Consider the following 24,317-nt stretch of genomic DNA (forward strand, 5'->3'; position numbering starts at 1 on the left):
GCTGTTGAGTTCTCAAGGAACGGACGCTTCCTTTGTACTCACCCTCTCGGGCTTTCCTCCGGGCGCTTCCCTTCGGTCTTGCGTTTCCGACTCTATCAGACCGTTTCCGGTTTCGATTTCCTCGGCGCTTTCCAGTTTTCCGCTTTCGCGTTTCCCTTTCCGGCGATTCCGACTCTACCAGACCGTTTCGGGCCCGATTCCCAGTCGAAGCGGGTTGTCCTCACGGCTGTTGGGCCGTTCCGACGAGTGAGACTTTAGCGGAACCCTGGCCCCCGAGCTAATCGGGGCCTGCGTCCTTTCGAACGTGGATTCTCCATTTCGCAGACATGCATGAAAGCGAACCGAGGACGGATCCTCGATCGCTGTGTGCTTGTTGCGGAATGGCTGTCCGGGGACCAACCGAAGTCGGCGCTCACGTCGGACAACTCGGAGAACATTACGTAGCGGGCGGGGGCGTGTCAACTTGCTGCCATGGACCACCCCGGGGGCGTACTCTCGCTCTCATGACTACGCACGCGTGCACCCAGCTGTGGTGGGCCGCCTGACGGCGGCCGTACATACGCGTGTACACAACGGCCGCCGCCTCGGCGGCCGTTCTTGTATCTCCCTCCTGGGGCGCCGGCCGGCGGTGGTGGCGGCCTCGACCAGGAGGTAGAGGAATGAAGCGGGTCTTCAGCGGGGTCAAGCCGACCGGGCATCTGACGTTGGGCAATTACCTGGGTGCGATGCGGCGCTGGAGCGAGGTCGACCAGCACGAGGCCGACGCGCTGTTCTGTGTCGTCGACCTGCACGCGCTGACCGTGGACCACGATCCCGGCCGGGTGCGCAGGCTCAGTCGGCAGGCGGCCACCTTGTTGCTGGCCGCGGGGCTCGATCCGAAGCTGTGCACCGTCTTCGTACAGAGTCATGTGGATGAGCACGCGCGGCTCTCGTATCTGCTCGAGTGCGTGGCGACCGACGGCGAGATGCGTCGGATGATCCAGTACAAGGAGAAGGCGGCTGCCGAGCGCGCGGGGGGCGGGAGTGTGCGGCTCTCGCTGCTGACGTACCCCGTGCTGATGGCGGCGGACATCCTGGCGTACGGGACCGACGAGGTGCCGGTGGGCGACGACCAGGCGCAGCATGTGGAGCTGGCGCGGGATCTGGCGGTGCGGTTCAACCAGCGGTACGGGCACACGTTCGTGGTGCCGCGGGCCACGCATCCGCAGGTGGCGACGCGGGTCATGAACCTGCAGGAGCCGACGTCGAAGATGGGGAAGTCCGACGACGTGGGGCCCGGCATCGTCTATCTGCTCGACGAGCCCGAGGCCGTCCGGAAGAAGATCATGCGAGCCGTGACGGACAGCGGACAGGATGTCGTGTACGACCGGGAAGCCCGGCCCGGGGTCTCGAATCTGCTGGAGATCCTCGCCGCCTGTGAAGGTGGGGACCCGAACGACCTGGCCGGTGTGTATGAGACGTACGGATCTTTGAAGAAGGACACCGCCGAGGCCGTGGTGGAGCTCCTCAGGCCCGTACAGCAGAGGCACAAGGAGTTGTGCGCGGATTCTGCGTACGTGGCGGGGGTGTTGCGCGAGGGTGCCGAGAACGCCAGAGAGATGGCGAGGCCGAGGGTGGACGCGGCGTACCGGGCGATCGGGCTGCTGCCGGCGGGTTGAACAGCCGTGGGACCGGGGGCGGGCCGGTCCCACGCAGACGGCACCAGTGCCGCGGCGCTGCTGCCGCGGCACTAGCTGTTGCCGGAGGCCAGTTCGCGGCTGCGGTCGCGGGCTGCTTCCAGGGCGGCGATGAGGGCGGCGCGTACACCGTGGTTCTCGAGTTCGCGGATGGCGTTGATCGTGGTGCCCGCGGGGGACGTGACGTTCTCGCGCAGCTTCACGGGGTGCTCGCCGCTGTCGCGGAGCATCACGGCGGCGCCGATCGCGGACTGGACGATGAGGTCGTGGGCCTTGTCACGGGGCAGGCCGAGCAGGATGCCGGCGTCCGTCATGGCCTCGACCAGGTAGAAGAAGTACGCCGGTCCCGAGCCGGAGAGGGCGGTGCAGGCGTCCTGCTGGGACTCGGGGACGCGGAGCGTCTTGCCGACGGCGCCGAAGATCTCCTCGGCGTGGGCGAGGTGAGCGGCGGTGGCGTGGCTGCCGGCGGAGATGACGGACATGGCCTCGTCGACGAGGGCGGGGGTGTTCGTCATGACACGGACGACGGGGGTGCCCTGGGCGAGGCGCTCCTCGAAGAAGGAGGTGGGGATGCCCGCGGCGCCGCTGATGACCAGGCGGTCGGCGGGGACGTACGGGGCGAGTTCGTCCAGGAGGGTGCCCATGTCCTGCGGCTTGACCGTGAGGATCAGGGTGTCCGCCGTCTTGGCGGCCTCTTGGTTGGTGACCGCGGTGACGCCGTGGCGCTCCTGGAGTTCCCTGGCGCGTTCGGGGCGGCGGGCCGTGACCAGGAGGTCGGCGGGTGCCCAGCCGGCTCGGATCATTCCGCTGAGCAGGGCTTCGCCGATCTTGCCGGTGCCGAGCACTGCGACTTTCTGGGTCATGTTCGGTTGCCCTCCGGGGGTGCGTCGTCCGGGGCCCATCCTCGCATCGGGGCACGGGGGCGGGCTGCTGTGTCCGCTGGGCGGGACGCGGTTGTGTCCGAGGGGCGGAGGCAAGGGGCTGTCCGGGGTCAGACGGTGCGGCGGCGGAGGGTTGCCGCGCCGAGTGTCAGGACGAGGAGGGCGCAGGCCGCCACGATCAGGGCGTCACGGACGAAGTCGGCGGTGACGTCGGTGTGCTTGAGGACTTCGTTCATTCCGTCGACGGCGTACGACATGGGCAGGACGTTGGAGATGCCTTCGAGTACGGGGTGCATGTCGGGGCGCGGGGTGAACAGGCCGCAGAGGAGGAGCTGGGGGAAGATCACGGCCGGCATGAACTGGACGGCCTGGAACTCCGAGGAGGCGAACGCCGAGACGAAGAGGCCGAGGGCGGTGCCGAGCAGGGCGTCGAGGAGCGCGACCAGGAGGAGCAGCCAGGCCGAGCCCGTGACGTCGAGGCCGAGGGCCCAGACGGCGAGGCCGGTGGCGAGGACGGACTGGACGATGGCGATCGCCCCGAAGGCGAGGGCGTAGCCGGCGATGAGGTCGGCCTTGCCGAGGGGCATGGCGAGGAGGCGTTCCAGGGTGCCGGAGGTGCGTTCGCGGAGGGTGGCGATGGAGGTCACCAGGAACATCGTGATGAGGGGGAAGATGCCGAGCAGCGAGGCGCCGATGGAGTCGAACGTGTGTGGGCTGCCGTCGAAGACGTAGCGGAGCAGCAGAAGCATCACGCAGGGGATGAGGAGCATCAGCGCGATCGTGCGCGGGTCGTGGCGGAGCTGGCGCAGGACCCGGGTCGCGGTGGCGGTGGTGCGGGCGAGGCTGATCGCGCTCGGCTCGGAGGGCGCGGTCGGGCTCGTACGAGGGGTCGTGGTCGTGGCGCTCATCGAACGGTCTCCTTGCGGGGCTGACAGCCGGCCGCGATCGCTTCGTCGACCAGGTGGAGGAAGGCGGCCTCGACGGTGTCGGCGCCGGTCTGGTCGCGCAGGGCGTCCGGGGTGTCGTCGGCGAGGATCTCGCCCTCGCGCATCAGGAGCAGGCGGTGGCAGCGCTCGGCCTCGTCCATGACGTGGGAGGAGACGAGGAGGGTGGCGCCCCGGTCGGCGGCGATGGTGTGGAAGAGCTGCCACAGGTCGCGGCGGAGTACGGGGTCCAGGCCGACCGTGGGTTCGTCGAGGACGAGGAGTTCCGGGGTGCCGAGGAGCGCCACGGCGAGGGAGACGCGGCTGCGCTGTCCGCCGGAGAGGCTGCCCGCGAGGGCGTCGGCGTGGGAGGCGAGGTCGACGTCGGAGATCGCGTGCGTGACGTTCTCGTGGCGGCGGTCGGCGGCGGCGCGGCCGGGGTCGAGGATCGCGGCGAAGTAGTCCAGGTTCTGGCGGACTGTCAGGTCGTCGTAGACGGAAGGGGCTTGGGTGACGTAGCCGATCCGGGAGCGGAGGGTGGCGTGGCCCGCGGGGAGGCCGAGGACCTCCAGGGTGCCGGTGACCTTGGCCTGGGTGCCGACGATCGACCGCATCAGGGTGGACTTGCCGCATCCGGAAGGGCCGAGCAGGCCGGTGATCTGGCCTCGGGGGACGTCGAAGTCGAGTCCGCGGAGGACTTGGCGGGGGCCTCGGACGACGGTGAGGGCCGCCGCGTGCACGGCCGCGTGTTCCGCCGCGTGTTCCGGGGGTGGTGGCGCGGGGTCGGCTGAGTCCGACGCATTATTCATCATGTGATGAATAATGCGCCTGGGTCATGGAGCCGTCAAGCCTGGGTGAAGTGCCGAAGTGCCGAAGCGATGAAGCCGGGGAGGTGGGGCCGGGGCCGCGGGAGTCAGCGGCGGATGACGCCGGTCAGGGCTGTCGTTTGCGTGACGGCTTTCCCTTGCGGCGGGCCGCGCGGCGCTCGTACTGGGTGCGGTCCGCCTCGTACTCGGTGCGGTGCAGGCGCTCGCCCGGGGCTTCCGTCAGTGAGCGGAAGAAGTACGCGGCCAGGGTGCCGACGAAGCCGATGGTCAGCAGGCCCCGCAGGGCGGACTGGGTGTCCGGGGCCGGGCGTTTCGAGTAGCCCGCCCAGGTGTGGCGGAACGCGAGCGAGCTGCAGACGGCGAACATCGTCACGACCAGGACGGTGACGAAGCCGCCCACGGCTGCGATCTCCAGTCCCTCGTACGCGAAGCGCAGGACCAGGCAGCTGACCACGATCGCGACGAGCGAGCCGACGGCCACGGCCGCGCGGCGGACCGCGTAGCCGCCGTCGTGGTCCACCCAGGTCGCTGCGAAGAAGCGGATCGGTTCGGGATGGGGGCCTGCGGGTGTTCCTGGTTCGTCGCTCACGACTCGATTATCGCCTCGGCCCACGGGCTGGACGGCCCGCGGGCCGGGCGATTCCCGGCAGGCGGGGACGTCAGGCGCAGCGCGGCGCCACGTAACCGTCCCTGCCTGTCTGGACGTACGCGTCCGAGACGTACTGGCCGTTGGCGATGTTGTCCCAGAGGTTCGTCGTGCCGAACGTGCCGGTCACCCACTCGCCGGGCTTCTGGCAGTTGATCGGCACCCGGGCGTCGAGCGGCAGCACCTTGATGAGCTGGTACTGGGTGCCGGGGCCACTGCGGACCTTCAGGCGTACGCCCGAGGCCACCGGGTAGCGGACCGCCAGTGCCTCCGTGCTCTCGGCGGCGATCAGGGTCGCGGTCGCCGTCCCCTCCGTTGCGCCCTCGGCCGACCCCTCGGCCGACCCTTCGGTCGTTCCCCCGGCCACGCCTTCGACCGTGCCTTCGACCGGTCTTGTGCCGTCCTCAACAGTCATGACTGCCTCCCCCGTTGATGGTTGTCCCGTCGCTGTTTCCCGTGGTTTCGAGCGCGACCCGCGCAGGCTAGCAAGCGCGTCCGACATCGCACGCACCATCGACTAGGCTCCGTGCGTCGCGCTCGGCGGACACAGACACGGGGGTGGGCCATGGCCCCGCTGCGCAGCTTCGGACCCGGACAGGAAGCGGAACACCCGGATCACGCCGGGCAGTACCGCCTTGAGTCCTGCCTGGGTGCGGGCGGCATGGGTGTGGTGCATCTCGCGACGTCCGCCTCAGGACTGCGTCTCGCGGTCAAGGTCGTCCATGCGGAGTACGCGGCGGATCCCGAGTTCAGGGCACGCTTCCGGCAGGAGGTGAGCGCCGCCCGGCGGGTGAGCGGGGCGTTCACCGCACCTGTGGTGGACGCCGATCCGAACGCCGGACTGCCGTGGATGGCCACGCTGTTCATACCCGGCCCCACGCTCGCCGAGCAGGTCAAGCGGAACGGCGCGATGGAGGCCGGCGACGTGCGCAGGCTCGGCGCCGGCCTGGCCGAGGCGCTGCGCGACATCCACCGTGCCGGAGTGGTCCACCGCGATCTCAAGCCGAGCAACGTTCTCCTCGCGCCCGACGGCCCCAAGGTCATCGACTTCGGTATATCGCGTCCTACGGACAGTGATGTGCGCACGGAGACCGGGAAGCTGATCGGCTCGCCGCCCTTCATGGCGCCCGAGCAGTTCCAGCGGCCGAGGGAGGTCGGACCGGCCGCCGACGTGTTCGCGATGGGTGCGGTGCTGGCCCACGCGGCGACGGGCCGCGGCCCCTTCGACTCCAACAGTCCGTACATCGTCGCGTATCAAGTGGTGCACAACGAACCGGATCTGGCGGGCGTCCCGGACGACCTGGTGCCGTTGATCCTGCGCTGCCTCGCGAAGGATCCGGAAGAACGGCCCCTGCCGGCCGAGGTGATGGACGCTCTGCGGCAGCCGACGCACACGTCGGCGCCCCGCATTCCGGCCCAGCGGCGTTCTCCGGAGGAAACGCACATCGGCGCGAGACCGTGGCCGGAGACAGAGCCGGGGGCGGAGCCAGGGGCAGAGTCTGAGCCGGGAGCAGCATCGGGGCCGGGGTCGGCATCGGGGCCGGGGTCGGCCGCTTTCTCGCGCGCCCGCCGCCGGCCCGGACGTGCCACGGTGGTCGGCGTCGCACTCGTGCTGGCAGCCGGGGGTGCTTTCGGCATACGGGAGTTGTCCTCCTCCGAGACGCCTTCGGCGGGCTCCGCCAAGTCGAGCCCCGAAGCCTTTCAGCCGTGGAGCACGGCTCTCGACAGCACCCCGGGGACTCGGGCGCAGGCCACGTTTCCGGTCTGTACTTCGGGTGGGGGCGCCGTCTTCTGCTCGGCCCCGGGAATTCCAGCGGCGCGGCTCGATCCCGCGAACGGCCGGATCATGTGGTCGTACAAGGCCACGGGCGACGCCGATACCAAGTCGCACGACGCCGGCGCCGACGGCAGTGCCAGTGGTGACGGCAGTGGTGGCAGTGACAGCGGTGACGGTTCGGTGGACGCGATGACGCCGCCCGAACTGTCCGGCGGCCTGCTGCACATCACGAGCGGCGGCCGGCTCAGAGCGGTCGATCCCCGGTCGGGGAAGCAGCGGTGGGACGTGGACACAGCCGCGTACGCGGCCGTCGTACACGGTGTGGACACCACGCTCCTGGTCGGTGAGGGCGGCTCCGTGCGGGCGCTGGACAGCGCGACGGGCAAGGAGCGCTGGAGCGCCCGGATCGGTGGCCTCGGCACTCAGTGGATCGGCGGCTCGGCCGGGGCGCGGGTCTTCTACGCGGTGACGCCCTCCGACGACGGGACCGCCACGCGAGTGAGCGCGGTGTCCGTGGCACGGGGCACCGTGCTGTGGACGAGGACGGCGGCCGGGAACCTGAGCCCGTTCTCCGCGCCGGACGGGGCCCTGTACCTCCTGTCGGCCAACACCGACCAGCTGGTCGATGCGATCGTCCGGTTCGACAGCGGGAAGCGGAGCGCCCGCCGGGTGTCCCTGCCCACCCCGCTCGACCAGGCCTCCGCCGCGGAGAGCGGGGGAATCGTGTACCTCAGCGAGGTGGGCGGCTCCCTCGTGGCCGTCGACACACGCCGGGCCGGTAGGGGCTCCGAGCTGTGGCGCCTGGAGACATCGGTGAGCCGCCCGTCGCGACCCGTGGTGTCGGGCGGCCATGTGTATGTCACCGCGCCCGATGGCCGTCTGCTCGCCACGGACGCCCGTAACGGTGATCCTCTGGGCCAGACCCGCCCTCGGCTCGGCGACGATACGGCACGGGTCGTGGCGGAACTGCCCCTGCCGGTGGTCATGGACGGTGAGGTCTTCGCCGGCGCGCCCGACGGCAACGTCTTCGCCGTGAACGCCCGCGAGCCCGCCGGCTGGTGATCCGGGCGCCCGGCCCCGGCCCCGTCAGGGGCGCGGGGAACCGCGCGACCAGCCCCCACCGGCCCGCGGGTTCATCCGCGCGTCCAGCGGAGCGCTCGCTCAGCCGAGCTTCGAGACGTCCCGGACCGCGCCCCTGTCCGCGCTGGTCGCCATCGCGGCGTACGCGCGCAGGGCGGCCGAGACCTTGCGTTCGCGGGCGACCGGGGCGTACACGCCCCCGAGGGCCTCGCGGCGCACGGCCAGTTCCTCGTCGGAGACCAGGAGCTCGATGCTGCGGTTCGGGATGTCGATGCGGATGCGGTCGCCGTCCCGGACCAGGGCGATCGTGCCGCCGGACGCCGCCTCGGGCGAGGCATGCCCGATGGACAGGCCCGAGGTGCCGCCGGAGAAACGGCCGTCGGTGATCAGCGCACAGGTCTTGCCGAGACCCCGGCCCTTCAGGAAGGAGGTCGGGTAGAGCATCTCCTGCATACCGGGGCCGCCCCTGGGGCCCTCGTAGCGGATGACGACGACGTCGCCGTGCGTGATCTCCTTCTTGAGGATCTTGTCGACGGCGTCCTCCTGCGACTCGCAGACGACCGCCGGGCCCTCGAAGGTCCAGATCGACTCGTCCACGCCGGCCGTCTTCACGACACAGCCGTCGACGGCGAGGTTGCCCTTCAGGACCGCAAGGCCGCCGTCCTTGGAGTACGCGTGCTCCGCCGAGTGGATGCAGCCGTTCTCCGCGTCCTCGTCGAGGGCCGCCCAGCGCTCGGACTGGGAGAAGGCCTCGGACGAGCGGACGCCGCCGGGCGCCGCGTACCACAGCTCCACGGCCTCCGGGGAGGGGGAGCCGCCGCGGACGTCCCAGGTCTTGAGCCAGTCCGACAGGGACGGGCTGTGCACCGAGTGCACGTCCTCGTTCAGGAGGCCCGCGCGGTGGAGCTCGCCGAGCAGGGCGGGGATGCCTCCGGCCCGGTGCACATCCTCCATGTAGTACGTCCGGTTGTCCTTCGCCACGTTCGGGGCGACCTTGGCGAGGCACGGCACGCGGCGCGAGACCGCGTTGATCTCGTCCAGGCCGAACGGGACGCCTCCCTCCTCGGCGGCGGCCAGCAGGTGCAGGATCGTGTTGGTCGAACCGCCCATGGCGATGTCGAGGGCCATGGCGTTCTCGAAGGCCGCGAGGGTGGCGACGTTGCGCGGCAGGACCGACTCGTCGTCCTGCTCGTAGTAGCGGCGGGTGATGTCCATGACCGTGCGCCCCGCATCCTCGTACAGACCCTTGCGGGCCGTGTGCGTGGCGAGGACCGAGCCGTTGCCGGGGAGGGACAGGCCGATGGCCTCGGTCAGGCAGTTCATGGAGTTGGCCGTGAACATGCCGGAACACGAACCGCAGGTCGGACAGGCGTTCTCCTCGATACGGAGGATGTCCTCGTCCGAGATCTTGTCGTTCACGGCGTCGGAGATCGCGTCGACCAGGTCGAGCGTACGGACCGTGCCGTCGACCAGCGTGGCGCGGCCGGACTCCATGGGGCCGCCGGAGACGAAGACCGTCGGGATGTTCAGGCGCAGGGCCGCCATCAGCATGCCGGGCGTGATCTTGTCGCAGTTCGAGATGCAGATCAGGGCGTCGGCGCAGTGCGCCTCCACCATGTACTCCACACTGTCCGCGATCAGGTCGCGGGACGGCAGGGAGTACAGCATTCCGCCGTGGCCCATCGCGATGCCGTCGTCGACGGCGATCGTGTTGAACTCGCGCGGGATGCCGCCCGCGGCCGTGATGGCCTCGCTCACGATCCGGCCGACCGGCTGGAGGTGGGTGTGGCCCGGCACGAACTCCGTGAAGGAGTTGGCGACCGCGATGATCGGCTTGCGGCCGATGTCCGCGCCCGGTACACCGGAGGCGCGCATAAGGGCGCGTGCGCCCGCCATGTTGCGGCCGTGGGTGACTGTGCGGGACCTCAGCTCGGGCATGGTCGATCGCTCCTTCGGAGAGTATTGACTGCTGTCGAGCGTACGCCGGGTATCCAGGGTTCGGACAAGGTGTCCGGATCGCGGGATGAGTGTCTCGGATTTCGGGTGCGGACCGCGCGGCGCGGGCTGCGGGGTTTCGGGTGCGGGGCGCGGGCTGGGGGTTTCGGGTGCGGGTTGTGTGTGGCTGGTCGCGCAGTTCCCCGCGCCCCCAAGGGGCGCCCCTGCTCAGGGTGCTGTCAGGTGGGACTGGATCACTGGGGAAACTCGGTTGATGATCTGTTCCGGGTCTGCGGAGGCCAGGGGTTCTACCTTGATCACGTAACGCAGCATCGCGATGCCCACGAGTTGGGCGGCGGCCAGTTCGGCGCGCAGTTCGGCGTCGGGGAGGTCCAGCTGGCCCGCGATGCGGCGCAGCAGCTGGGCGGAGATCAGGCGGCGGAAGACTCCGGCCGCGATCTCGTTGTTCACGGCGGAGCGGACGATCGCGAGCAGTGCCTTTCGGGTGGCCGGGTTCTCCCAGGCCCCGAAGAAGAAGCGGGCCAGCCGCTCGCCCACGCCGTCGAGGGGGCCTTCCGCTATCGCGCCGGGGGCGCTCAGGAGGGGCCCGATGGCGACCTCGATGGACGCCTCGAAAACCTGCTCCTTGGTACCGAAGTAGTGATGCACGAGCGCCGAGTCCACGTCCGCCGCCTTGGCGATGCCACGCATGGACGTCTTCTCGAAGCCCCGCTCCGCGAACTCCTCTCGGGCCGCCGCCAGGATGCGGTCGCGGGCCGCGGGGGTGTCCGCGGAGTCCGTACGGGAGGGGCGTCCCCGGCGGCGGGGGGCGGCGTCGGTCATGTACGCGGGATCCGGACCGCCGAGGCCAGGTGGAGGCGGGTGAAGGCGAGGGCCTCCGCCAGATCGGCCTCGCGCTCGGCGCTCGACATGGCCCGGCGGGTGTTGACCTCGATGACGACATGGCCGTCGTAGCCGGACCGTGCGAGCCGTTCGAGCAGCTCGGCACAGGGCTGGGTGCCGCGGCCGGGGACCAGGTGCTCGTCCTTGGCGGAACCGTTGCCGTCCGCGAGGTGGACATGACCGAGGCGGTCGCTCATGCGGTCGACCATCTGGAGCGCGTCCGTGCGGGCCGTCGCGGTGTGGCTCAGATCGATCGTGAAGTGCCGGTAGTCGTCCTTCGTCACGTCCCAGTCGGGTGCGTACGCGAGCATCTCGCGGTCGCGGTAGCGCCAGGGATACATGTTCTCGACGGCGAACCGTACGTCCGTCTCGTTCGCCATCTGCCAGATCCCGGTGACGAAGTCCCGGGAGTACTGACGCTGCCAGCGGAACGGCGGGTGTACGACGACCGCGCTCGCCCCGAGCTTCTCGGCCGCCACCCGGGCCCGCTGGAGTTTGGTCCACGGGTCGGTGGACCAGACGCGCTGCGTGATGAGCAGGCAGGGAGCGTGCACGGCGAGGATCGGGACGTGGTGGTAGTCGCTGAGGCGGCGCAGTGCCTCGATGTCCTGGCTGACCGGGTCGGTCCACACCATGACCTCGACACCGTCGTAGCCGAGGCGCGCGGCGATCTCGAAGGCCGTCGCCGTCGACTCCGGGTACACGGAGGCCGTGGACAGCGCGACCTTCGCATCCGGGATGCGCACGACTGGTTCTGCCACGGGGACAGGTTACGGGGTGGCTCCGCCGGGTGTGGCGGGGCGGTGCAGTTCGGCCGGAGGAGGGCCTGTGCGTCCGCGGGTTCTGGGCCTGGGCCCGCACCTGGGCCCGCACCTGGACCTGGACCTGGACCTGGACCTGGGTGGGTGCGGGACAGGAATTGGGTGCGGGACAGGGATTGGGATTGGGCGCGGGACGGGATCGAGTGCGGGGCGGGGCTTCTTACTGTGACGTCATCTGGTCCAGGCTGCGGAGGATCACGCCCTCCCGGAGCGCCCAGGGGCAGATGTCCACGGTCTCCACTCCGAAGAGGTCCATCGCGCCCTCGGCGACGACGGCGCCGGCCAGGAGCTGGCCCGCACGGCCCTCGGACACTCCGGGGAGTTCCGCGCGTTCGGCGGTGGTCATGGAGGCGAGGCGCGGAACCCAGTCCTCCAGGGAGCGGCGCTTGAGCTCGCGCTGGACGTACAGGCCGTCGACCGAACGCGCGGCACCGGCGAGGCGGGCGAGCTGCTTGAAGGTCTTGGAGGTGGCGACCACGTGGTCGGGGGCGCCGAAACGGCTGAACTCCCCTACCGTACGGGCGATCTGGGCCCGCACATGGCGGCGCAGAGCCTTGATGTCCGCCGGGTCGGCCGGGTCGGTCGGCAGCCAGCCCGCGGTCAGCCGGCCCGCGCCGAGCGGCAGCGACGCCGTCGCGTCGGGCTCCTCGTCTATCCCGTACGCGATCTCCAGCGAACCGCCGCCGATGTCGAGGACGAGCAGTTTCCCGGCCGACCAGCCGAACCAGCGCCGGGCGGCGAGGAAGGTGAGCCGCGCCTCCTCGGCGCCGGTGAGGACCTGGAGCTCCACACCGGTCTCGGCACGCACCCGGGCCAGCACCTCGTCGGCGTTACTGGCCTCGCGCACCGCGGAGGTCGCGAACGGCAGCAGGTCCTCGACGCCCTTGTCCTCGGCGGCCTCCAGCGCCTCCTGGACGACGGCGATCAGTTTGTCGACCCCTTCGGAATCGATCGCGCCGCTCTTGTCGAGGAGTTGGGCGAGCCGCAGCTCCGCCTTGTGCGAATGCGCGGGCAGCGGGCGCGCGCCGGGGTGTGCATCCACCACCAGCAGGTGCACCGTGTTCGAACCCACGTCCAGGACACCGAGTCTCATGTACGGCACGCTACTGCTCCCGGGCCCCCCGGCCGTCCCCGGAGTGGTCGCAGGCGACTTACTCTGGACTGGTGCCAAAGACGAAAAAGGCGAAGACCGACAAATCATCCAAGGGTTCCGCCACCGGGTCCGCAGAAGACGTGCTTCGGGTGAAGGTCTCCGGGGCCAAGAAGTCCGGAAAACTCCCCAAGCCTCCGAAGGGCGACGAGAAGGGGCTCGACTTCGCGCGCGCGTGGGTGGAGTTCCCGGATCCCGCCGACGGCGAGCAGGTCTTCCGCTGCGACCTGACCTGGCTGACCTCTCGCTGGAACTGCATCTTCGGAAGCGGTTGCCAGGGCATCCAGGCGGGCCGCGCGGACGACGGATGCTGCTCGCTGGGTGCCCACTTCTCGGACGAGGACGACGAGAAGCGCGTCGCCGGCCATGTGGCGAGGCTCACGCCGGAGATCTGGCAGCACCACGCCGTGGGGACGGAGACCGGCTGGGTCTCGCAGGACGAGGACGGTGAACGGCAGACGCGTCCGTACGACGGGTCCTGCATCTTCCAGAACCGCCCCGGTTTCGCCGGCGGCATGGGCTGTTCGTTGCACATCCTGGCCGTCAAGGAGGGCCGCGAGCCCCTGGAGACCAAGCCGGACGTCTGCTGGCAGCTGCCGGTCCGGCGGACGTACGAGTGGATCGACCGGCCCGACGACACCCGTGTGCTGCAGGTCTCGATCGGCGAGTACGACCGCCGCGGGTGGGGCCCCGGCGGCCACGACCTGCACTGGTGGTGCACGTCGGCGACGTCTGCCCACGGCGCGGGGGACCCGGTGTACGTCTCGTACCGCCCGGAGCTGATCGAACTGATGGGCAAGCCGGGCTACGACCGCCTGGTGGAGCTGTGCGAGGAGCGCCTGGCCTCACAGCTCCCCTTGCTGGCCCCGCATGCGGCGGACCCGGCACCAGGCTCCTAAGGGCCTGTGTCACGTCCCCGGCCGGGCCACAGGCTCTAAGGGGCCCCGCCCTCGCCGCGAGAGGCCTTAGAACCTCCGGAGGAGTCCGGCGGAGGTGCGGGCTCCGGGTTCGGGTCCGACGGAGCCGGGCCGCTCGGTGTGGGCTCCGGCCCTGGATCGGAGGGGCTCGGATCACCCGGCGTGGGCTCAGGGCCGGGCCCCGGCTCCGACGGGCCGGGATGGGACGGGCCGGGGCCGGACTGGCCGGGACCGGGCGGTGTCGGCGGATCCGGCCGCTGCCCCGGATGCGGCCCCGGATGCGGCCCCGGATGCGTGGGTGCCGCCGTCCCGTAGCCGTCGATCGTGACCACCGCACCCGCCGGCGCGACCGACACCCGTGCGCTCCAGGAGCCGATCGGCTCGCGGAGATGATCGACGTACACCTTGATCGTCAAGGACTCCCCCGGTCCCAGCGTTCCCGACGAACGGCTCAGGTAGAGCCAGGACGCTCCGGTGTGCGCGGACCAGTGGACCGGTGAACCGCCGGTCGCCGTGAGGGTGACGAGCGTCGTGTCGCCGCTGGAGTCGGCCGCCACGGAGAGGCCACCCGTCCGCCGGCCCGGAGCCACGCCGATGACCTCCACCGAGACGTCGGGCGAGCCGCCGCGCGGGGCGAAGCGGGGGTCGGGCCGCATACCGGCGTTGCCGGCGTTCCCGTGGCCGGGGCCCTCGCCGCCGAGCCCCTCGGGGCCGTGTGCCTCGCTCGCGGTGACCGGCCGGCCGTCGGTGCCCTCGCCGATGAGGGGCGCGCCTCGGTAGGCCGCCCACAGGGCGAGGACGGGGGCCGCCACGACGGTGGCGACGACCGTGGTCGTGACGGCACGCGCGCGCAGCCGGTCACGGCGGGCCGTGTGGTCCTTGGTCTCCGTCGGGAAACCGCGCCGGTCGAAGCGCGGACCGCCGCCCCGCGCGCGTGGGAGATGCGTCATCGCCGCGTGGAGGGCCGCGCGTGGGGCTTCGACCACGGGCAGCGCGGCGGGCGTGACGCTGGTGCCGGGCCAGGAACCGGGGACCGCGCGCTCGGCGGTCCGGCGGCAGCGCGGGCAGTCGTCGACGTGCCGGACCAGCTCGCGGCGCAGGGCCGCGCTGAGGACGAGGTGCTTGTCGCCGGTGAGCCGGGCGACGCCCGGGCAGGTACCGGTCTCGACGACGGCCAGGGCCGCACGCGTGCGCTCGACCTCGCAGGCCGCCGCCGCGAGGAGTTCCCGCGCGGCGACCGGGTCCATGCCGAGGACGGCGGCGACCTCGTGCGCGGCGAGCTGGTGGCGCACTGCGAGTTCGAGCGCCTCGCGCTGCTCGGGCGTCGTCCCGGCGGCCTCCGGCCAGGCGAGCAGGGCGAGTTCGCGACGACGGCGGTCCTCCTCGTCGGCGTTGGCGTTGGCGGCGGCGAGGAGGTCGGCGGGGCGTTCGCCGACCCGTTCGCCCACGCGGTCGCCGAAGCGGTCCGGGGCCGCGGGAGTGGTGCGACGGGCGCCGGTGTGGACGCCCTTGGTCCGGCCCGGGGCGGGGGCGCCATGACGCTTCTGCTCGGCCTCGGCGAGTCCGCGCAAGCAGGACCAGCGGGCGAGCGCGTACATCCAGGCCCTGCGGTCGTCGGGCGCCTCCGGGCCGCGCCGGCCGCGGCGCTCGGCGTGTACGAGGGCGTCCCCGAGGGCGGCGGTCGCCGTGTCGTGGTCGCACAGCACGGACAGGCAGTAGGTGAACAGGCCGTCGAGGTACGGCTCGTAGCGGGCCGACGGGCGCCGCGCCAGCGTGCGCGCCGCCGCCCGGTCGCGCGCCTCGCGGTGCGCCCGATGTGCGCCGGTGGTGCGGATCGAGGTCTCGGGACTGCTGCTCATCACCCGTACGACCGTAGGCGCCTGGCGGCGGCCGCTTCCTCCGGCTTGAGCGCATTTAATCCGTACGGGTGAAACGATCCCTCATAAGAGGACAGGAGCTCTGCTTCCGTGTCGTGTCCCTGACGGGATACGACCGTATTGCGAGGGCTGACCTGTTATCGGCACCATGCGCCCAACAGGCCGGCACCGCGGTGTCAGTGGTGCCGGTTACGGTTCGTGTCATGGCTGCCCGTACGAAGACCGCGAAGGACCGGCCGTCCTACCGCTGCACCGAATGCGGCTGGCAGACGGCCAAGTGGCTCGGCCGCTGCTCCGAGTGCCAGGCCTGGGGGACGGTCGAGGAGTACGGCGCGCCCTCGGTGCGGACCACGGCCCCCGGCCGCGTCACCACGTCCGCGCTGCCCATCGGCCAGGTCGACGGCCGGCAGGCGACCGCCCGCTCGACCGGCGTGCCCGAGCTGGACCGCGTGCTCGGCGGCGGCCTCGTGCCGGGCGCGGTGGTGCTCGTGGCGGGTGAGCCGGGCGTCGGCAAGTCCACCCTGCTGCTGGACGTGGCGGCCAAGGCGGCGAGCGACGACCACCGCACGCTCTACATCACGGGTGAGGAGTCGGCGAGCCAGGTCCGCATGCGCGCCGACCGCATCAAGGCGATCGACGACCACCTCTATCTGGCCGCGGAGACCGACCTGTCCGCGGTCCTGGGCCACCTGGACGCGGTGAAGCCGTCCCTGCTCATCCTCGACTCCGTACAGACGGTGGCCTCTCCGGAGATCGACGGCGCTCCCGGGGGAATGTCCCAGGTCCGCGAGGTGGCCGGAGCCCTGATCCGCGTCTCCAAGGAGCGCGGGATGTCCACCCTGCTGGTCGGCCATGTCACCAAGGACGGGGCCATCGCGGGACCGCGTCTCCTGGAGCATCTCGTGGACGTCGTCCTGAGCTTCGAGGGCGACCGGCACGCGCGCCTTCGTCTCGTACGAGGCGTCAAGAACCGGTACGGGACCACCGACGAGGTCGGCTGCTTCGAGCTGCACGACGAGGGAATCACCGGGCTCGCCGATCCCTCCGGCCTCTTCCTCACCCGCCGGACCGAGCCCGTGCCGGGCACCTGCCTGACCGTGACCCTCGAAGGGCGCCGCCCACTGGTGGCCGAGGTGCAGGCGCTCACCGTGGACACCCAGATCCCCACCCCGCGGCGCACGACCTCGGGCCTGGAGACCTCCCGGGTCCAGATGATGCTCGCCGTCCTGGAGCAGCGCGGCCGGATCAGCGCCCTCGGGAAGCGGGACATCTACACCGCGACGGTCGGTGGCGTGAAACTCTCCGAGCCCGCCGCGGACCTCGCGATCGCGCTCGCGCTGGCCAGCGCGGCGAGCGACACCCCGCTCCCCCAGAACCTCGTCGCGATCGGTGAAGTGGGGCTCGCGGGCGAGGTCAGACGGGTCACGGGCGTCCAGCGCAGACTCGCCGAAGCCCACCGGCTGGGCTTCACCCATGCCCTTGTTCCGAGCGACCCGGGCAAGATCCCTCCCGGTATGAAGGTCCTGGAAGTCGCCAACATGGGGGACGCGCTACGGGTCCTCCCGGGGTCGCGTCGGCGAGAGGCCTCACGGGACGAGGAAGAGCGCCGGTAGACTTTGCGCAGGTCTCGCCCGTTCGTACGAACCGAGGGCGCCCCCAAAAGCCTGCGACCGGAGGAGTGCAGTGGCAGCCAACGACCGGGCAGCAGTTCCCGGCAAGTCCGGCGGGAGTTCCGGTGCCGATGGCCTGATGCGCACGTCTCTCAGCGCCGTGGCCCCCGGCACAGGGCTGCGTGACGGCCTGGAGCGAATCCTCCGGGGCAACACCGGCGGGCTCATCGTGCTCGGCTGGGACAAGACCGTCGAGGCGATGTGCAGCGGCGGTTTCGTGCTCGACGTCGAGTTCACCGCGACGCGGCTGCGCGAGCTGTGCAAGCTCGACGGCGGCATCGTCCTGGACAAGGACATCACGAAAATCCTGCGGGCCGGCGTACAGCTGGTCCCCGACCCGACGATCCCCACCGAGGAGACAGGCACCCGTCACCGCACGGCGGACCGGGTGAGCAAACAGGTCGGTTTCCCCGTCGTCTCCGTCTCCCAGTCCATGCGCCTGGTCGCGCTGTACGTGGACGGGCAGCGGCGGGTCCTGGAGGACTCCGCCGCGATCCTCTCCCGCGCCAACCAGGCGCTGGCCACGCTTGAGCGCTACAAGCTCCGTCTCGACGAGGTCGCGGGCACACTGTCGGCGCTGGAGATCGAGGACCTGGTCACCGTCCGGGACGTGTCGGCGGTGGCCCAGCGCCTGGAGATGGTGCGACGGATCGCCACGGAGATCGCCGGATACGTGGTGGAGCTGGGCACGGACGGTCGCCTGCTCGCCCTGCAGCTGGACGAGTTGATCGCCGGGGTCGAGCCCGAGCGTTCACTCGTCGTCCGGGACTACGTGCCCGAGCCGACCGCCAAGCGCTCCCGCACGGTCGACGAGGCACTCTTCGAACTCAACGCGCTCGCCCACGCCGAGCTGCTCGAAATGCCCACGGTGGCGCGGGCGCTGGGCTACACCGGGTCACCGGAGGCGCTCGACTCCGGGGTGTCGCCCCGCGGGTTCCGGCTGCTGGCCAAGGTGCCACGGCTGCCCGGCGCGATCATCGACCGGCTGGTCGAGCACTTCGGGGGGCTGCAGAAGCTGCTCGCCGCGAGTGTGGACGACCTTCAGGCGGTGGACGGGGTCGGGGAGGCGCGGGCGCGGAGTGTGCGGGAAGGGCTTTCCCGGCTGGCTGAGTCTTCGATCCTTGAGCGCTACGTTTAGCCGTCCGGCGGGTTGGCGGGGGTTCGGGGGCGTTGTGGGCTGGGGGCGTTGTGGGGCGGGTGCCTTGTGAGTCGGGTGCCGCCCGGTGGGGGCTTGTCGCGCAGTTCCCCGCGCCCCTGAAGGCCCAGCCCCCTGAAGGGCTGGTCCTTCTTCTGAAGGGCTAGTCCTTCTCCAGGACGAAGGATGTCTGGGACTTGGGGAGGCCCGCTGTCCTGGCTTCCACCAAGTAGGTGCCGGGAGTTGCCGAGAGGGGCGGCGGGGTCGCGCACTGGGGGGCGCTTGCCTTGCGGTTCCATTCGACGGTGCGGATGACCCGGTCGTTCGCCGGGACGCGGAAGAGGATGCTCGCGGCGCCCGTCGGGCAGTCGGACGAGGACCAGATCTCGTCGTCACTGTCCGCCTGAGTGATCGTCAGGACCGCGTGCTTCGGGCCGAGATCGAGCTTGCAGTCACTGCCCGACGAGTTCCTGACGACCAGCTCGAAGGTGGGCTTCTCGCCGGGCGTGTACGCGTTGTTGACGCTGCGCAGCGTCAACTTCAGTGAGCCCGTCGTGCAGTTGGGAAGGCTGGAGCCCGCCGGGACCGTGTCGCCGGAGCCACCGCCGCCCTCACCGTCGTCGACGCTGCCACCACCGCCGGAACCCGCTCCGCCCGAGGCTGAGCCGCCCGCTCCGCCCGCTCCGCCCGAGCCGCCCGAACCTGCCGAACCTGCCGAACCGCCCGATCCCCCGGAGCCGCCCTCGTCGTCGTCTCCGCCGCTCGACTCGTCGCGTCCGCCCGGGGCTTGGCTGACCGCGGGGCCCGATTCGGAGGGGCCGGGCGTGATCGACGTGGTGGGGTCCTTGCCGTTGGACCCGTCGGCGTCGTTCTTGTTGCCGCCTCCGCCGCCGGAGGTGACCACCCACGTGATCAACAGCGCCAACACCGCGACCATGGACGCCAGAATGGCCCTCCGTCGCCAGTAGATGGAGGAGGGAAGCGGCCCGACCGGATTGCGCATAGATCCCACGGCGCAAACTCTACGAGAGATCCGGGAGTTCGCTGGCCCCACCCGCCGCTCCAGCCCTCAACTTTTTCCGATCATCGTCCCGGTACGGCCCCAGTGACTGTCACACCCGGGATCCGCCCCACTGGTTCAGAGTCGCGGAGAACCGCGCGCCGAGCCCCCGCCCACCCGCGGAGACCACACGGCAGACACCACACAGCGGACACCAGACAACGGACAACACACGACGCAACCCGGCCAAACCTTCGAAGACGCCCCCGCATGGGAGAATCGGCCGTGCCATGACTGCGCCCACGAATCCCACATCCCACGCCCAGGCCGACGCATACGAATCCGTCGGCGACAACCTGCACGCCCCCGTCATCGACTGGTTCGAGGAGAACGCGCGCGACCTGCCGTGGCGGCGGGCCGACGCGGGACCGTGGGGGGTGATGGTCAGCGAGTTCATGTTGCAGCAGACACCGGTGAGCCGGGTGCTTCCGGTGTACGAGCAGTGGCTCGCCCGCTGGCCGAGGCCCGCCGATCTCGCCGCGGACACGCCGGGCGAAGCCGTCCGTGCCTGGGGCCGGCTCGGCTATCCCCGGCGCGCGCTGCGCCTGCACGGCGCGGCGGTCGCCATAACGGAGCGGCACGGCGGCGACGTACCCACGGAGCACGCACAGCTGCTCGCGCTGCCCGGCATCGGCGAGTACACGGCGGCGGCGGTGGCCTCCTTCGCGTACGGGCAGCGGCACGCCGTCCTCGACACGAACGTGCGGCGCGTGTTGGCGCGGGCCGTCACCGGAGTCCAGTACCCGCCGACCGCCACGACCGCCGCCGAACGCAGGCTCGCCCGCACCCTGCTCCCCGACGACGACCGCACGGCCTCGCTCTGGGCCGCCGCCTCCATGGAACTCGGCGCGCTCGTCTGCACGGCGAAGAACGAGACGTGCGTACGGTGCCCGATCGCGGCCCTGTGCACCTGGCGGCTGGCCGGAAAGCCCGCGCACGAGGGACCGCCGCGGCGCGGCCAGACCTACGCGGGCACGGACCGGCAGGTACGCGGCCGGCTGCTCGCCGTACTGCGCGAGGCGGTCACCCCTGTCCCGCAGTCGGTCCTCGACCGTGTCTGGGAGGAACCCGTGCAGCGGGCCCGCGCCCTGGACGGGCTGGTCGCCGACGGACTGGTCGAACCGCTCGTCGGCGGTCTGTACCGGCTCCCGCAGAGCTGACCCACAGGTCGCACCGAGCCCGGTAACAGATCTCCGGCAGGCAAATCACCCCGTACCCACCCCAGCCGCCACCCCGCCTTACCCAGCACCTACTTCTGTTACACAACCGACGGACAGCCGAGCGCTCGCCGCAGGCTCGCTCGCACAACCCCGTGACAACACGTCCGTAACTTCAGTGCCGTACCGCCGGAACAGCGGTACGGCAGGCAACGGACAGCCGACAGCACACGGGTCGGGACGGGGATGGAGGCGGTTGGAATGGCGCACGGCGAGGTGCTCGGGTTCGAAGAGTACGTACGCACCCGGCAGGACGCGCTGCTCCGCAGCGCACGCCGCCTGGTCCCCGACCCTGTCGACGCGCAGGACCTCCTCCAGACGGCGCTGGCGCGGACGTACGGACGCTGGGACGGCATAGCGGACAAGCGCCTCGCCGACGCCTATCTGCGCCGCGTCATGATCAACACACGTACGGAGTGGTGGCGGGCCCGCAAGCTGGAAGAGGTCCCCACCGAGCAGTTGCCGGACGCGAGCGTGGACGACTCCACCGAGCAGCATGCGGACCGAGCGCTTTTGATGGACATCATGAAGGTGCTGGCTCCGAAGCAACGCAGCGTCGTCGTGCTGCGACACTGGGAGCAGATGTCCACGGAGGAGACCGCCGCCGCCCTCGGCATGTCGTCCGGCACGGTCAAGAGCACACTGCACCGGGCGCTCGCCCGGCTCCGCGAGGAGCTGGAGCGCCGGACCGGTGACGAGCACGGCGAGCTCGGCGTACGCGCGCCGGAGCGTGAGGAGCGGGAGCGTTGCGCGGCCTAGACACAAGGGTCCCCCGGGCCCGTGAGGTCCTGAAGGCGGTGATCACGGCAATGGCCGCGATCACCGTCCTCGGCCTTTCCGTGTCCGCCTGCGGTACGGGCGGCACCGGCGCCCGGGACGAGGGCCCGGCCCTCGCCGACTCGGTAGCCGGCAGCTCCCCGGCCCCCGCCGACGTCTCGCCCTCCACGACCCCCGACCGCGTGAACGCGGTGCGACTCGTCAAGGCCGACGCCGGGGTCAGCGCGGCGGTCAAGCGCGATCTGAAACCGTGCGTCGGCGACGACTACCCGGTCGACGTGTCGTACGGCAAGCTCACCGGCGGTTCTGTCGACGACGTCGTGATCAACGTGATGACCTGCGGGGACGCGGTCGGTGTCGGCTCGTACGTGTACCGCGAGGACAACGGCGCGTACCGGAACGTCTTCCGCGCCGAGGAGCCTCCGGTGTACGCGGAGATCGACCGGGGTGACCTGGTGATCACCCAGCAGGTCTACGGGAAGGACGACTCGGTGACGTATCCGTCCGGCGAGGAAGTGATCACGTACCACTGGAAGGCGAACCGCTTCACGGAGCGGACCAGGACGCACAACGACTACAGCAAAGTGGTGGGCGGCCAGACGGCGGCCCCGACCAAGCAGTAGGCCGGACCCGCGATCGACCGACCGAGAAACTGAGAGCACCGGATGGCAGAACAGACCCATGTCCTGTTCGTCGAGGACGACGACGTCATCCGCGAGGCCACCCAACTCGCGCTGGAGCGAGACGGCTTCGTGGTCACCGCCATGCCCGACGGTCTGTCGGGGCTTGAGGCGTTCCGTGCGGACCGGCCCGACATCGCGCTCCTCGACGTGATGGTGCCGGGGCTCGACGGTGTGTCGCTGTGCCGGCGGATCCGCGACGATTCGACCGTTCCCGTGATCATGCTGTCGGCCCGCGCCGACTCGATCGACGTCGTCCTGGGCCTGGAGGCGGGCGCCGACGACTATGTGACGAAGCCTTTCGACGGGGCCGTCCTGGTCGCGCGGATACGGGCCGTGCTGCGGCGCTTCGGGCACGCGAGCGGTCCCCGGTCCTCCGACAGGACCGACGGCATGTCGTCCGTCCCCGACGGCGGGACGCTGTCCTTCGGTGCCGGCGTCGAGGAACTGGAGATCGACACGGAGGGCATGGAGGTACGCAGGGGCGGCGCGCCGGTGGCCCTGACGCCCACCGAGATGCGGCTGCTCCTGGAGTTCTCGTCCTCACCGGGTACGGTCCTGTCGCGGGACAAGCTTCTGGAGCGGGTCTGGGACTACGGCTGGGGCGGCGACACCCGGGTCGTCGACGTCCATGTGCAGCGACTGCGTACGAAGGTCGGCCAGGACCGGATCGAGACGGTCCGCGGCTTCGGCTACAAGTTGAAGGCCTGAGCGGAGCGGACGATGCGGGGGAGGAACGAGCAGCCGGTGGACGGCAGCGGTGAGTCCGGGCGTGGTGGCCTCGGCGGAGACGGGCGCGGTGGTCGGGGCGTGGACGGAGCTGAACACGGACGGGGCCCCGGCTCCGGCACGGGCTCCGGCTCCGGGGCGGGCTCCGGCTCCGATGAGCGCGGTCAGGCCAGGTCCGCCAGGTATGCCGGGCGTGCCGCGCGGCGCGAGAGACTCGGGGCCCTGATGCCGCGTACGGGGATCAGATGGAAGCTCAGCGCCGCGATCGCGGCGGTCGGAGCGCTGGTCGCCGTCGCGCTGAGCCTCGTCGTGCACAACGCCGCCCGGGTCTCGATGCTCGACAACGCGCGCGACCTGGCGGACGAGCGCGTCCAGATCGCGCAACGGAACTACGACGCGTCCGGGCGGCCGAACTTCCCCGGCATCAGGATCGACGACACCACCCTGCCGAAGGACCTGCTGGCCAAGGCGACAGCCGGGCGCCGGGCGACCTATGTGACGGAGCACTCCGAGGGGGCGCCCGACATCTGGGCGGCCGTACCGCTCAAGGACGGCCGGATCATGTCGCTCCACACTAGTTTCACCGACCGCAGCACGACCGTGTTGAAGGACCTCGACGAGGCACTGCTCATCGGTTCGATCGCGGTGGTCTTCGGCTGCTGCGCACTGGGCATACTCATCGGCGGCCAGCTCTCACGGCGGCTGCGCAAGGCGGCGACGGCGGCCCGGCGGGTCGCGCAGGGCGAGCCGGACGTGCGGGTACGGGACTCCATCGGCGGAGTCGTGCGCGACGAGACGGACGACCTCGCACGGGCCGTGGACGCGATGGCGGACGCGTTGCAGCAGCGCATCGAGGCCGAGCGGCGGGTGACCGCGGACATCGCACACGAGCTGCGCACTCCGGTGACCGGCCTGCTCACCGCGGCCGAGCTGCTGCCGCCGGGGCGGCCGACGGAACTCGTACGGGACCGGGCGCAGGCCATGCGCCAGCTGGTCGAGGACGTCCTGGAGGTGGCCCGGCTGGACAGCGCGTCCGAGCGGGCCGAGTTGCAGGACATCGTGCTGGGCGAGTTCGTGACCCGGCGGATGATCGCGCGGGACCCGGGGATCCGCGTACGCGTGGTGCACGAGTCGGCGGTCACCACCGACCCGCGCCGTCTGGAGCGGGTCCTCATAAACCTCCTGGTCAACGCCGCCAAGCACGGCAAGCCGCCCATCGAGGTCACAGTCGAGGGCCGGGTCATCCGGGTCCGCGACCACGGGCCCGGCTTCCCCGACGCGCTGCTGGCCGACGGGCCCCGCCGCTTCCGCACCGGCAGCAGTGACCGTGCGGGGCACGGGCACGGGCTGGGGCTCACCATCGCCGCGGGGCAGGCGCGGGTGCTCGGTGCGCGGCTCACCTTCCGGAACGTGCGGGCCGTCGGGGCGCCGGAGGGCGTACCGGCCGAGGGGGCGGTAGCGGTGCTGTGGCTCCCGGAACACGCCCCGACGAACACCGGCAGCTATCCGATGCTGCCGGTGTAGGAACCGGGCGTCTGTCTGCGCAGTTCCCCGCGCCCCTTGAAGGGGCGCGGGGAACTGCGCAACGGGGGTTCGGGGGCGGAGCCCCCGAGGACGGGAAGGGTAGGGGCGGCGG

Annotated in this window: 21 protein-coding genes; 10 read left to right on the forward strand and 11 right to left on the reverse strand. The window is 71.1% G+C overall.

Annotation, left to right across the window (positions count from 1 at the left end; genetic code table 11):
* The first annotated feature begins 659 nt into the window (after positions 1 to 659).
* Positions 660 to 1,658, forward strand: a complete 999-nt coding sequence (trpS, locus tag AB0D14_RS42755) for a tryptophan--tRNA ligase (protein ID WP_362790301.1) — start codon at positions 660 to 662, stop codon at positions 1,656 to 1,658.
* A gap of 71 nt (positions 1,659 to 1,729) precedes the next feature.
* On the opposite strand, the gene proC is transcribed toward trpS, so the two are convergent.
* From proC to AB0D14_RS42780, 5 genes are all read right to left on the reverse strand, one after another.
* Positions 1,730 to 2,539, reverse strand: coding sequence for a pyrroline-5-carboxylate reductase (gene proC, locus AB0D14_RS42760; RefSeq protein ID WP_362790304.1), 810 nt, complete (start codon positions 2,537 to 2,539; stop codon positions 1,730 to 1,732).
* A gap of 128 nt (positions 2,540 to 2,667) precedes the next feature.
* Complete coding sequence (locus AB0D14_RS42765) at positions 2,668 to 3,465, reverse strand: ABC transporter permease (RefSeq protein ID WP_362790307.1); 798 nt, start codon at positions 3,463 to 3,465, stop codon at positions 2,668 to 2,670.
* On the reverse strand, positions 3,462 to 4,292 hold the full coding sequence (locus tag AB0D14_RS42770; protein ID WP_362790309.1) for an ABC transporter ATP-binding protein: 831 nt from the start codon (positions 4,290 to 4,292) through the stop codon (positions 3,462 to 3,464). Before AB0D14_RS42770 ends, AB0D14_RS42765 begins: the two co-directional genes overlap by 4 nt.
* A 121-nt stretch (positions 4,293 to 4,413) precedes the next feature.
* Positions 4,414 to 4,896 carry an EamA/RhaT family transporter gene (locus AB0D14_RS42775; protein WP_362790310.1) on the reverse strand — a complete coding sequence of 161 codons (483 nt, stop codon included), beginning with the start codon at positions 4,894 to 4,896 and terminating at the stop codon, positions 4,414 to 4,416.
* A gap of 70 nt (positions 4,897 to 4,966) precedes the next feature.
* On the reverse strand, positions 4,967 to 5,368 hold the full coding sequence (locus tag AB0D14_RS42780; RefSeq protein ID WP_362790313.1) for a peptidase: 402 nt from the start codon (positions 5,366 to 5,368) through the stop codon (positions 4,967 to 4,969).
* A gap of 150 nt (positions 5,369 to 5,518) precedes the next feature.
* Between AB0D14_RS42780 and AB0D14_RS42785 the strand changes: the two genes are divergently transcribed.
* Positions 5,519 to 7,792, forward strand: coding sequence for a PQQ-binding-like beta-propeller repeat protein (locus AB0D14_RS42785; protein ID WP_362790316.1), 2,274 nt, complete (start codon positions 5,519 to 5,521; stop codon positions 7,790 to 7,792).
* Positions 7,793 to 7,891: 99 nt separating this feature from the next.
* Here AB0D14_RS42785 and ilvD read toward each other — a convergent pair whose 3' ends face one another.
* The 4 genes from ilvD to AB0D14_RS42805 all read right to left on the reverse strand — a co-directional run bounded on the left by ilvD (position 7,892) and on the right by AB0D14_RS42805 (position 12,562).
* The gene (gene ilvD / locus AB0D14_RS42790; protein ID WP_362790319.1) at positions 7,892 to 9,748 is read right to left on the reverse strand and encodes a dihydroxy-acid dehydratase; all 1,857 of its coding nucleotides are present in this window, start codon (positions 9,746 to 9,748) and stop codon (positions 7,892 to 7,894) included.
* A gap of 225 nt (positions 9,749 to 9,973) precedes the next feature.
* On the reverse strand, positions 9,974 to 10,588 hold the full coding sequence (locus AB0D14_RS42795) for a TetR family transcriptional regulator (RefSeq protein WP_362790321.1): 615 nt from the start codon (positions 10,586 to 10,588) through the stop codon (positions 9,974 to 9,976).
* Positions 10,585 to 11,409 carry a sugar phosphate isomerase/epimerase gene (locus AB0D14_RS42800; RefSeq protein WP_362790323.1) on the reverse strand — a complete coding sequence of 275 codons (825 nt, stop codon included), beginning with the start codon at positions 11,407 to 11,409 and terminating at the stop codon, positions 10,585 to 10,587. The genes AB0D14_RS42795 and AB0D14_RS42800 overlap by 4 nt, the downstream gene beginning before the upstream one ends.
* Positions 11,410 to 11,629: 220 nt before the next feature.
* Positions 11,630 to 12,562 (reverse strand): Ppx/GppA phosphatase family protein, encoded by a 933-nt coding sequence (locus AB0D14_RS42805; protein ID WP_362790325.1) that lies wholly within the window; start codon positions 12,560 to 12,562, stop codon positions 11,630 to 11,632.
* A 71-nt stretch (positions 12,563 to 12,633) separates the two neighbouring features.
* Between AB0D14_RS42805 and AB0D14_RS42810 the strand changes: the two genes are divergently transcribed.
* Positions 12,634 to 13,518, forward strand: a complete 885-nt coding sequence (locus tag AB0D14_RS42810; RefSeq protein ID WP_362790327.1) for a hypothetical protein — start codon at positions 12,634 to 12,636, stop codon at positions 13,516 to 13,518.
* Between the two features lie 35 nt (positions 13,519 to 13,553).
* On the opposite strand, the gene AB0D14_RS42815 is transcribed toward AB0D14_RS42810, so the two are convergent.
* Positions 13,554 to 15,395, reverse strand: a complete 1,842-nt coding sequence (locus AB0D14_RS42815) for a hypothetical protein (protein WP_362790329.1) — start codon at positions 15,393 to 15,395, stop codon at positions 13,554 to 13,556.
* Positions 15,396 to 15,616: 221 nt separating this feature from the next.
* On the opposite strand from AB0D14_RS42815, the gene radA reads away from it, so the two are divergent.
* Both radA and disA read left to right on the forward strand, forming a co-directional pair.
* Positions 15,617 to 17,026 carry a DNA repair protein RadA gene (gene radA / locus AB0D14_RS42820; RefSeq protein ID WP_362790331.1) on the forward strand — a complete coding sequence of 470 codons (1,410 nt, stop codon included), beginning with the start codon at positions 15,617 to 15,619 and terminating at the stop codon, positions 17,024 to 17,026.
* Between the two features lie 70 nt (positions 17,027 to 17,096).
* Complete coding sequence (disA, locus tag AB0D14_RS42825; RefSeq protein WP_362790332.1) at positions 17,097 to 18,221, forward strand: DNA integrity scanning diadenylate cyclase DisA; 1,125 nt, start codon at positions 17,097 to 17,099, stop codon at positions 18,219 to 18,221.
* 160 nt (positions 18,222 to 18,381) lie between these two features.
* On the opposite strand, the gene AB0D14_RS42830 is transcribed toward disA, so the two are convergent.
* Positions 18,382 to 19,230 carry a hypothetical protein gene (locus AB0D14_RS42830; protein WP_362790334.1) on the reverse strand — a complete coding sequence of 283 codons (849 nt, stop codon included), beginning with the start codon at positions 19,228 to 19,230 and terminating at the stop codon, positions 18,382 to 18,384.
* 278 nt (positions 19,231 to 19,508) lie between these two features.
* Between AB0D14_RS42830 and AB0D14_RS42835 the strand changes: the two genes are divergently transcribed.
* The 5 genes from AB0D14_RS42835 to cseC all read left to right on the forward strand — a co-directional run bounded on the left by AB0D14_RS42835 (position 19,509) and on the right by cseC (position 24,205).
* Complete coding sequence (locus AB0D14_RS42835) at positions 19,509 to 20,438, forward strand: A/G-specific adenine glycosylase (RefSeq protein WP_362790335.1); 930 nt, start codon at positions 19,509 to 19,511, stop codon at positions 20,436 to 20,438.
* A gap of 258 nt (positions 20,439 to 20,696) precedes the next feature.
* Entirely contained in the window at positions 20,697 to 21,254 is a 558-nt protein-coding gene (locus AB0D14_RS42840) for a SigE family RNA polymerase sigma factor (RefSeq protein ID WP_362790338.1), read from the forward strand.
* Between the two features lie 50 nt (positions 21,255 to 21,304).
* On the forward strand, positions 21,305 to 21,895 hold the full coding sequence (locus AB0D14_RS42845; protein ID WP_362790343.1) for a hypothetical protein: 591 nt from the start codon (positions 21,305 to 21,307) through the stop codon (positions 21,893 to 21,895).
* 42 nt (positions 21,896 to 21,937) lie between these two features.
* Positions 21,938 to 22,663, forward strand: a complete 726-nt coding sequence (gene cseB / locus AB0D14_RS42850) for a two-component system response regulator CseB (protein WP_362790341.1) — start codon at positions 21,938 to 21,940, stop codon at positions 22,661 to 22,663.
* Between the two features lie 243 nt (positions 22,664 to 22,906).
* Entirely contained in the window at positions 22,907 to 24,205 is a 1,299-nt protein-coding gene (cseC, locus tag AB0D14_RS42855) for a two-component system sensor histidine kinase CseC (protein WP_362790346.1), read from the forward strand.
* Positions 24,206 to 24,317: the final 112 nt, after the last annotated feature.

The sequence above is a fragment of the Streptomyces sp. NPDC048484 genome (assembly GCF_040651415.1).
GTDB lineage: Bacteria > Actinomycetota > Actinomycetes > Streptomycetales > Streptomycetaceae > Streptomyces.